Here is an 8,905-nt window from a genome sequence, read left to right on the forward strand (position 1 = left end):
GGTGGGCGGCTCGCTGTCCAGCGGCGACTCGGCGATGCCCTACATCGCCGGCTCGGAACCGCACCTGATCTCCGAGTACGCGCTCAGCTCGGAGTTTCTCAACGCCGACGAGCACTACTGGCACGTGCGCTACGAATACGACTTCGCGGCGCTGGGGATTCCCGGGCTGATCGGCATGGCGCGGTTCATGAAGGGCACCAACGTCGACCTGCCGGAGCGTCTGGGGGGCAGCGGGCAGAGCGAGAGCGAGCGGGACCTGGAGCTGTCCTACGTGGTGCAGTCGGGGCCGCTGAAGAACGTGGCGTTTCGCGTGCGCAACGCGCGCTACCAGAACAGCTTCGCGGCCAACGCGACGATGCGCGACGACAACGAGACGCGGATCAACGTCGACTACACCTGGAAGCTCTGGTAGGCCGCGGGGCAAGTCTGTCGAGACAGCCTTGCCGAGGTCGGGTTGAAAAGCGCCATCGCCTCGATGGCCAGCGGGGAACGCCATGCGCAACGTATATGAAGTCCGGATTGCCTGGGGGGACTGCGATCCCGCGGGAATAGTTTTTTATCCTAATTATTTTGCCTGGTTCAACGCCGCCACCGATGCCTTGTTCGCCAGTGTCGGCCTGCCTCTGGAGCAGGCCATGGCGCGTCACGGCATCGTCGGCTGGCCAATGGTCGACACCCGGGCGAGTTTCAGGCTGCCCTCGCGCTTTGGCGAAGTCCTGCGCATCGAGTCGCACCTGCAGGCCTTCCAGCGCAGCAGCTTCGAGGTCCGGCACCGGGCCTGCAAGGCGGACGGGACGCTGGCCGTCGAAGCACGCGATATCCGGGTCTGGACTTCGAGCGAGCGGGGAACGCTTTCCGGCCGCCGCATCCCGGACGAGGTGCGCGAGCTGTTCGTCCTTGGGCCGTGACGGCGGCTCTTGCCGCCCATCCGGCGGTAGGGGAGAGGCTTGGAATGTACAAAATAATTAATTGACATAACTAATTTTCAGGCGCTAATTTAGGCCACACACCAACAACAACTCGAAGGTGATCCGACATGAACAAGTACGAAGGCCGCTGGAAGACCGTGACCGTGGAGATCGAGGGCGGTATCGCCTGGGTCACCCTGAATCGTCCGGAAAAGCGCAACGCCATGAGCCCGACGCTCAACCGCGAGATGCGCGACGTGCTGGAAACCGTGGAGCAGGACGCCGAGGCCAGGGTGCTGGTGCTGACCGGCGCCGGTTCGGCCTGGACCGCCGGCATGGACCTCAAGGAGTACTTCCGCGAAGTCGACGCCGGTCCCGAGATCCTCCAGGAGAAGATCCGCCGCGAGGCTTCCGAGTGGCAGTGGAAGCTGCTGCGCATGTACAGCAAGCCGACCATCGCCATGGTCAACGGCTGGTGCTTCGGCGGCGGCTTCAGCCCGCTGGTGGCCTGCGACCTGGCGGTCTGCGCCGACGAGGCGACCTTCGGTCTCTCGGAGATCAACTGGGGCATCCCGCCCGGCAACCTGGTCAGCAAGGCCATGGCCGACACCGTCGGCCACCGCCAGTCGCTCTACTACATCATGACCGGCAAGACCTTCGACGGCCGCAAGGCGGCGGAAATGGGCCTGGTCAACCAGAGCGTACCGCTGGCCCAACTGCGCGAGACGGTGGTCACCCTCTGCCAGGACCTGCTGGACAAGAACCCGGTGGTGCTGCGCGCGGCGAAGAACGGCTTCAAGCGTTGCCGCGAGCTGACCTGGGAGCAGAACGAGGACTACCTGTACGCCAAGCTCGACCAGTCGCGCCTGCTCGACGAGGAGGGCGGCCGCGAGGAAGGCATGAAGCAGTTCCTCGACGAGAAGAGCATCAAGCCGGGCCTGCAGGCCTACAAGCGCTGACCGCGATAGGACGGGAAGGGCGCCTGCCGCCCGCCCGTCCGGGTCCTGTGAAGAACAATGACAAGACAAGGATTCCCCCCATGCTTGACGTGCCCTTGCTGATCGACGGGCTGGCCAGGCCGGCCGGCGACGGACGCACCTTCGTGCGGCGCAACCCGCTGAATGGCGAGATCGTCTCGACCGCCGCCGCGGCTACCCTGGAAGACGCCGATGCCGCGGTCGCCGCGGCGCAGCGGGCCTTTCCGGCCTGGGCCGCGCTGGCGCCGAACGAGCGCCGGGCGCGCCTGGCGAAGGCCGCGGACCTGCTGGAAAGCCGCGCCGCCGAGTTCGTCGCCCTCGCCGCCGAGACCGGCGCGATGGCCAACTGGTACGGCTTCAACGTGCAGCTGGCCGCCGGCGTCCTGCGCGAGGCGGCGGCGATGACCACGCAGATCACCGGCGAGGTCGTTCCCTCCGACATCCCCGGCAGCTTCGCCATGGCGCTGCGCCAGCCCTGCGGCGTGGTGCTCGGCATCGCGCCGTGGAACGCGCCGATCATCCTCGCCGCGCGTGCCGTGGCGATGCCGCTGGCCTGCGGCAACACCGTGGTGCTCAAGTCCTCCGAACAGAGTCCCGCCGTCCACCGCCTGCTCGGCCAGGTGCTGCACGACGCCGGCCTCGGCGACGGGGTGGTCAACGTGCTCGGCAACGCGCCGGAGGATGCCCCGGCGATCGTCGAGCGGCTGATCGCCAACCCGGCGGTGCGGCGGGTCAACTTCACCGGCTCGACCTACGTCGGGCGGATCGTCGGCGAACTGGCGGCGCGCCACCTCAAGCCAGCGGTGCTCGAGCTGGGCGGCAAGGCGCCGTTCCTGGTGCTGGACGACGCCGACCTGGACGCCGCGGTGGAGGCGGCGGCCTTCGGCGCCTTCTTCAACCAGGGGCAGATCTGCATGTCCACCGAGCGGTTGATCGTCGACGAGCGGGTGGCCGATGCTTTCGTCGAGAAGCTGGCGAACAAGGCCGCCTCGCTGCGGGTCGGCGATCCGGCCAGCCCCGACGTGGTGCTCGGTTCGCTGATCGACGCCGGTGCCGCCCGGCGCATCCAGGGCCTGGTGGACGATGCCCTGGCCAAGGGCGCGCGGCTGCTGTGCGGCGGCCGCAGCGAGGGCAGCCTGATGCAGGCCACCCTGCTCGACGGCGTCACCGCGGACATGCGCCTGTACCGCGAGGAATCCTTCGGCCCGGTGGCGGTGGTGCTGCGCGGGGAAGGCGACGAGGCGCTGCTGCGCCTGGCCAACGATTCCGAGTTCGGCCTCTCTGCGGCGGTCTTCAGCCGCGACGTTTCCCGCGCCCTGGCGCTGGCGCAGCGCATCGAATCGGGGATCTGCCACATCAACGGGCCGACCGTGCAGGACGAACCGCAGATGCCCTTCGGCGGCGTCAAGTCCAGCGGCTACGGCAGCTTCGGCGCCCGCGCCTCGATCGAACACTTCACCCAGCTGCGCTGGGTCACCCTGCAGAACGGACCGCGGCATTATCCGATCTGAGAACCTGCCCGTGGCCGGCGTGCGGCCATGGGCGGGTGGCGAGCGATCTTCCGGAACAACAAGAACAACACAGGGCCGGCGATGACCGGTCCGCATAGGCAGGCGCCTCCGCGTCCCCGAGCGTGCGGCGGCGCCCTGCGGGAGAAATGCGAATGAACAGCAAGGCTTGCGAGTCCCTTTCCCTTTCGCCGCAGGCTCCGGCGGAGCGTCCGCGCTGGCGGTCGGTGACGATCGGCCAGCCCGGCGTCGCCTTCGCAGAGGCGAACGAGATCTTCTACATGCGTCCCCGGGAGCCTCTGGAGCCCCTGCCGACGCGCCTGCTCGACCGCCTGCGCCACTGGGCCCGACTGACCCCCGGGCAGACCCTGGTCGCCCGCCGCGGCGACGACGGAGCCTGGCAGCGCCTCAGCTACGCGCAGATGCTGGCCAGCGCCCGGACCATCGGCCAGCACCTGCTCGACTATGGGCTGAGCGCCGAGCGGCCGCTCTTGATCCTCTCCGGCAACGGCCTGGATCACCTGAAGCTGGCCACCGCCTGCCTCTACGCGGGGATTCCCTACTGCCCGGTGTCTCCGGCCTATTCCACCCTGTCCCAGGATCTCGCCAAGCTGCGCCACATCGTCGAGCGCCTGCAGCCCGGCCTGGTCTTCGCCGCGGACAGCGCGGCCTATGCGCGTGCCATCGAAACCGTGATTCCGGCGGACGTGCCGCTGCTGTTCAGCGAGGGCGCGCTGGCCGGGCGGCCGTGCCGGGTCTTCGCCGACCTCGAGCGGCCGACCGATACCGCCGCGGCGGACGCCGCCTTCGAGCGGGTGGGACCGGACAGCATCGCCAAGTTCCTCTTCACCTCGGGCTCGACCAAGCTGCCCAAGGCGGTGCCGACCACCCAGCGGATGCTCTGCGCCAACCAGCAGATGCTGCTGCAGACCTTCCCGGTGTTCGGCGAGGAGCCGCCGGTACTGGTCGACTGGCTGCCCTGGAACCACACCTTCGGCGGCAGCCACAACGTCGGCATCGCCCTCTACAACGGCGGCACTCTCTATATCGACGACGGCAAGCCGACCCCGCAGGGGTTCGCCGAGACCCTGCGCAACCTGCGCGAGATCTCGCCGACCGCCTACCTGACCGTGCCCAAGGGCTGGGAGGAACTGGTCGGCGCGCTGGAGCAGGACGGCGAGTTGCGCGAGCGCTTCTTCGCCAAGGTCAAGCTGTTCTTCTTTGCCGCCGCGGGTCTCTCGCAGTCGGTTCGCGAGCGCCTGGACCGGGTCGCCGAGGCGCACTGCGGCGAGCGCATCCGCATGATGGCCGGGCTGGGCATGACCGAGACCGCGCCGTCCTGCACCTTCAGCACCGGGCCGGTGGACATGGCCGGCTACGTCGGCCTACCGGCGCCGGGCTGCGAGGTCAAGCTGGTGCCGGTGGACGGCAAGCTGGAGGCGCGCTTTCGCGGCCCGCACGTGATGGCCGGCTACTGGCGCGAGCCCGAACTCACCGCCGAAGCCTTCGACGAGGAGGGCTACTACCGCTCCGGCGACGCCCTCAAATTGGTCGATCCCGAGCGTCCCGAGCTGGGCCTGCTGTTCGACGGGCGGATCGCCGAGGACTTCAAGCTCTCCTCCGGCGTTTTCGTCAGCGTCGGGCCGCTGCGCACCCGGATCATCCTGGCCGGTGCCCCTTATATCCAGGACGTGGTGGTGACCGGGCCGAACCGCCCCGAGATCGGCCTGCTGATCTTCCCGCGCCTGCCCGAGTGCCGCGCCCTGGCCGGCCTGCCCGAAGCCGCATCGGCCGCCGAGGTGCTGGCGGCGCCAGCGGTGCGTGGCTGGTTGCAGGGGCTGCTGGACGAGCTCAACCGCACGGCGACCGGCAACGCCAGCCGGCTGGCCTGGGCCTGCCTGCTCGCCGAGCCGCCGTGCATCGACCGCGGCGAAGTGACCGACAAGGGCTCGATCAACCAGCGCGCGGTGCTGCAGTTCCGCGCGGCGCAGATCGACGCCCTGTACGCCGGCGAGGATGCCGGGCGGGTGCTCGCATGAGTCGCGCGGCCGGGCTGTATTCGGCCTTCGACGAGGTCTGCCTGGTGGATGCCCTGCGCACTCCCTGGGTCGACCTCGGCGGTGCGCTGGCGCAGGTCTCGCCCATCGACCTCGGCATCGCCGCGGCCCGCGGGCTGTTCGCCCGCAGTGGCATCGACGCGGCGGCGGTGGATTCGGTGATCGCCGGGTCGATGGCCCAGGCCAGCTTCGACGCCTATTTCCTGCCGCGTCACATCGGTCTCTACAGCGGCGTGGCGCAGGCGGTGCCGGCGCTGGCGGTGCAGCGCATCTGCGGCACCGGCTTCGAGATCCTCCGCCAGGCCGGCGAGCAGATCGAGCATGGCAGCGCGGGGCTGGTGCTGTGTGCAGCCAGCGAGTCGATGTCGCGCAACCCCATCGCCGCCTACACCCATCGCGACGGCTTCCGCCTCGGCGCGCCGGTGGAGTTCAAGGACTTCCTCTGGGAGGCGCTGTTCGATCCGGCGGCCGGCATCGACATGCTCCAGACCGCGGAAAACCTCGCCCGGCGCCACGGCATCAAGCGGGATGAGGTCGACCGCTTCGCCGCGCAGAGCTTCGCCCGCGCCGTGGCGGCCGAGGAGGCCGGCTGGTTCGCCGGCGAGATCCTGCCGCTGGAGCGCGCGCGCTTCGCCCTGGACGGCGGCTGCGAGCGCCGCCTCGACCTGCCGCGCGGCGTCGAGACGGTGGAGCGAGACAGCCATGTGCGCGCCTCGTCGTTCGAGGCCCTGCAGCGCCTGCGGGCGGTGCATGCCGGCGGCGTGCAGACCGCCGGCAACAGCTGCGCGGTGGTGGACGGCGCCGCCGCCGCGCTGGTCGGTGCGCGCCGCGACTTCCCCGGTGCCCGGCCGCTGGCCTGGCTGCGTGCGGCCAGCGCCTGCGGCGTCGCCCCGGAATTGATGGGCAGCGGCCCGGTGCCGGCCATCCGTCTGCTGCTCGAACGCAGTGGGCTGAGCCTGGCGGACATCGGCCGCTTCGAGATCAACGAGGCCCAGGGCGCGCAGATCCTCGCCGTGCAGCGCGAGCTGGAGATCGACCCGGCGCGGCTGAACGTCCATGGCGGGGCCATCGCCCTCGGCCATCCGCTGGCCGCCACCGGCCTGCGCCTGACCCTGACCCTGGCGCGCCAGCTGCGCGCCGCCAACCTGCGCTACGGCGTGGCCGCGGCCTGCATCGGCGGCGGCCAGGGCATGGCCGTGCTGATCGAGAACCCCGACTACCGGGGCTGAGAATTCACTGGAGGATTTCCCATGTGGCACTACCAGGCTCCGCTGCGCGACATGCGCTTCGTCATCGAGGAATGGCTGGCGGCGCCGGCCGACTGGCAACGGATGCCGGCCTTCGCCGCCCTGGACGGTGAGCTGGCCGCGCAGGTGGTCGAGGAGGCGGGACGCTTCGCCGGCGGCGTGCTGGCGCCGCTCAATGCCTCCGGCGACCGCCAGGGCTGTCGCTTCGACAACGGCCGGGTGACCACCCCGGACGGTTTTCCCGCCGCCTACCAGGCCTTCGTCGACGGCGGCTGGGCGGCGCTGGCCTGCGCCGAGGAGCACGGCGGCCAGGGCCTGCCGCAGCTGCTCAACGCCGCGCTGCTGGAGATGATCTACTCGACCAACCATGCCTGGGCGATGTACCCCGGCATCGCCCACGGCGCCTACGAGTGCCTGCGCGCCCACGGCACGCCCGAGCTGCGCGAGCGCTATCTGGCGGACATCGTCAGCGGCGAGATCCTGCCGACCATGTGCCTGACCGAGCCGCAGGCCGGCAGCGACGTCGGCCTGCTGCGCAGCCGCGCCGAGCCGGCCGCGGACGGCAGCTACCGGATCACCGGCGGCAAGATCTTCGCTTCCGGCGGCGAGCACGACCTGACCGCGAACATCCTCCATCTGGTGCTCGCCCGCCTGCCCGACGCACCGTCCGGCAGCCGCGGAATCTCGCTGTTCCTGGTGCCCAAGCGGCTGCCCGACGGCCGCCACAACGCGGTGCGCTGCGACGGCATCGAGCACAAGCTGGGCATCCGCGGCAGCGCCACCTGCACCCTGAGCTTCGAGCAGGCCGAGGGCTGGCTACTCGGCGAGCCGCACCGGGGTCTGGCGGCGATGTTCGTGATGATGAACTCGGCGCGCCTGCACGTCGGCCTGCAGGGCCTCGGTCATGCCGAGGCGGCCTGGCAGAGCGCCGCGGCCTACGCCGCCGAGCGCCGCCAGATGCGCGCGGTGCGCCGCCCGGAAGGCCGCGCCGAGGCGCCGGCCGACCCGATCCACTACCACCCGGCCATGCGCCGCACCCTGCTCGAACTGCGCACCCTGACCGAGGGCATGCGCGCCCTCGGCTACTGGACGGCGCACCTGCTCGATGAGGCCGAGCAGGGTGCCGATCCGGCGCAGCGCGCCCGGGCGGAAAGCCGGGCGCAACTGCTCACCCCGCTGGTCAAGGCCTACTTCACCGAGCAGGGCTTTCGTCTGGCCAGCTCGGCGCTGCAGGTATTCGGCGGCTACGGCTACGTGCAGGACTACGCCGTCGAGCAGATCCTGCGCGACAGCCGCATCGCGATGATCTACGAGGGCAGCAACGAGATTCAGGCCAACGACCTGCTGCTGCGCAAGGTACTGGGCGACGGCGGTGCCGCGCTGCGCGGCCTGCTGGAGCAGTTCCACGAGGAGGCCCGGGCCGCGGCGGCCATTCCCGCTTGCCGCGACTTCGGCGCGGCGCTGGGACAGTACGGCGACCGCCTGGCGACCGTCGTCGAGCAACTGGTCGCCGCCGCGGCGCAGGACCCGGAGCGGCCCTACCGGGCGGCGGGCGACTTCCTGCGCCTGCTCGGCCTGGTCGCCCTAGCCTTCGCCTGGGTGCGCAGCGCGCGCCTGGCTGCCGGGCGCGCGGACGATCCCTTCCATGCCGGCAAGCTGGAGTCGGCGGCCTTCTTCTTCGCCTATCTGCTGCCGGAAGCCGACCATCGCCTGGCGCTGATCGAGGCCAGCCGCCAGCCGCTGCCGTTCCTGCCCGAATGATCGAACAAGGAAAATCCCCGATGAAGATTCTGGTCACCGTCAAACGCGTGGTCGACTACAACGTCAAGGTCCGGGTCAAGGCGGACCACTCCGGCGTCGACCTGGCCAACGTCAAGATGGCCATGAACCCGTTCTGCGAGATCGCCGTGGAAGAAGCGGTGCGCCTCAAGGAAAAAGGCATCGCCAGCGAAGTGGTGGTGGTCTCGGTCGGCCCGAGTGCCGCCCAGGAGCAGCTGCGTACCGCCCTGGCCCTCGGCGCCGACCGCGCCGTGCTGGTCGAGAGCAACGACGAGCTGAGCTCGCTGGCCGTGGCCAAGCTGCTCAAGGCGGTGGTGGACCAGGAGCAGCCGCGGCTGGTGATCACCGGCAAGCAGGCCATCGACAGCGACAACAACCAGACCGGGCAGATGCTCGCCGCGCTGACCGGCTACGCCCAGGGCACCTTCG

General features: G+C 70.2%; 8 protein-coding genes. All 8 read left to right on the forward strand.

Annotated features, from left to right (window positions below; translation table 11 throughout):
- Positions 1-412, forward strand: a 412-nt coding sequence (locus tag BMY22_RS21850; protein ID WP_143068594.1) for an OprD family outer membrane porin, incomplete at its 5' end; no start/stop codon positions are given.
- 82 nt (positions 413-494) lie between these two features.
- A complete protein-coding gene (locus BMY22_RS21855; RefSeq protein ID WP_090625389.1) occupies positions 495-908 on the forward strand; it encodes an acyl-CoA thioesterase in 414 nt (137 codons plus the stop codon).
- A gap of 128 nt (positions 909-1,036) precedes the next feature.
- Positions 1,037-1,867 carry a p-hydroxycinnamoyl CoA hydratase/lyase gene (locus BMY22_RS21860; RefSeq protein WP_089167497.1) on the forward strand — a complete coding sequence of 277 codons (831 nt, stop codon included), beginning with the start codon at positions 1,037-1,039 and terminating at the stop codon, positions 1,865-1,867.
- Between the two features lie 80 nt (positions 1,868-1,947).
- A complete protein-coding gene (locus tag BMY22_RS21865; protein WP_090625390.1) occupies positions 1,948-3,396 on the forward strand; it encodes an aldehyde dehydrogenase in 1,449 nt (482 codons plus the stop codon).
- A gap of 152 nt (positions 3,397-3,548) precedes the next feature.
- Positions 3,549-5,432 (forward strand): feruloyl-CoA synthase, encoded by a 1,884-nt coding sequence (locus tag BMY22_RS21870; protein WP_090625392.1) that lies wholly within the window; start codon positions 3,549-3,551, stop codon positions 5,430-5,432.
- On the forward strand, positions 5,429-6,679 hold the full coding sequence (locus tag BMY22_RS21875) for a thiolase family protein (RefSeq protein WP_090625393.1): 1,251 nt from the start codon (positions 5,429-5,431) through the stop codon (positions 6,677-6,679). The genes BMY22_RS21870 and BMY22_RS21875 overlap by 4 nt, the downstream gene beginning before the upstream one ends.
- Positions 6,680-6,700: 21 nt before the next feature.
- Complete coding sequence (locus BMY22_RS21880; protein WP_090625395.1) at positions 6,701-8,458, forward strand: acyl-CoA dehydrogenase family protein; 1,758 nt, start codon at positions 6,701-6,703, stop codon at positions 8,456-8,458.
- 20 nt (positions 8,459-8,478) lie between these two features.
- Positions 8,479-8,905 (forward strand): electron transfer flavoprotein subunit beta/FixA family protein (locus BMY22_RS21885; protein WP_143068595.1); only part of this gene is annotated, 427 nt, incomplete at its 3' end.

Origin of the sequence: Azotobacter beijerinckii, from assembly GCF_900110885.1 — a bacterium.
GTDB lineage: Bacteria > Pseudomonadota > Gammaproteobacteria > Pseudomonadales > Pseudomonadaceae > Azotobacter > Azotobacter beijerinckii.

Bases quoted from the DNA above. Each gene is read 5' to 3' on its own strand.
- BMY22_RS21870 (WP_090625392.1), top strand. From the start codon at position 3,549: ATGAACAGCAAGGCTTGCGAGTCCCTTTCCCTTTCGCCGCAGGCTCCG.
- BMY22_RS21865 (WP_090625390.1), top strand. From the start codon at position 1,948: ATGCTTGACGTGCCCTTGCTGATCGACGGGCTGGCCAGGCCGGCCGGC.
- BMY22_RS21855 (WP_090625389.1), top strand. From the start codon at position 495: ATGCGCAACGTATATGAAGTCCGGATTGCCTGGGGGGACTGCGATCCC.
- BMY22_RS21880 (WP_090625395.1), top strand. From the start codon at position 6,701: ATGTGGCACTACCAGGCTCCGCTGCGCGACATGCGCTTCGTCATCGAG.
- BMY22_RS21875 (WP_090625393.1), top strand. From the start codon at position 5,429: ATGAGTCGCGCGGCCGGGCTGTATTCGGCCTTCGACGAGGTCTGCCTG.
- BMY22_RS21860 (WP_089167497.1), top strand. From the start codon at position 1,037: ATGAACAAGTACGAAGGCCGCTGGAAGACCGTGACCGTGGAGATCGAG.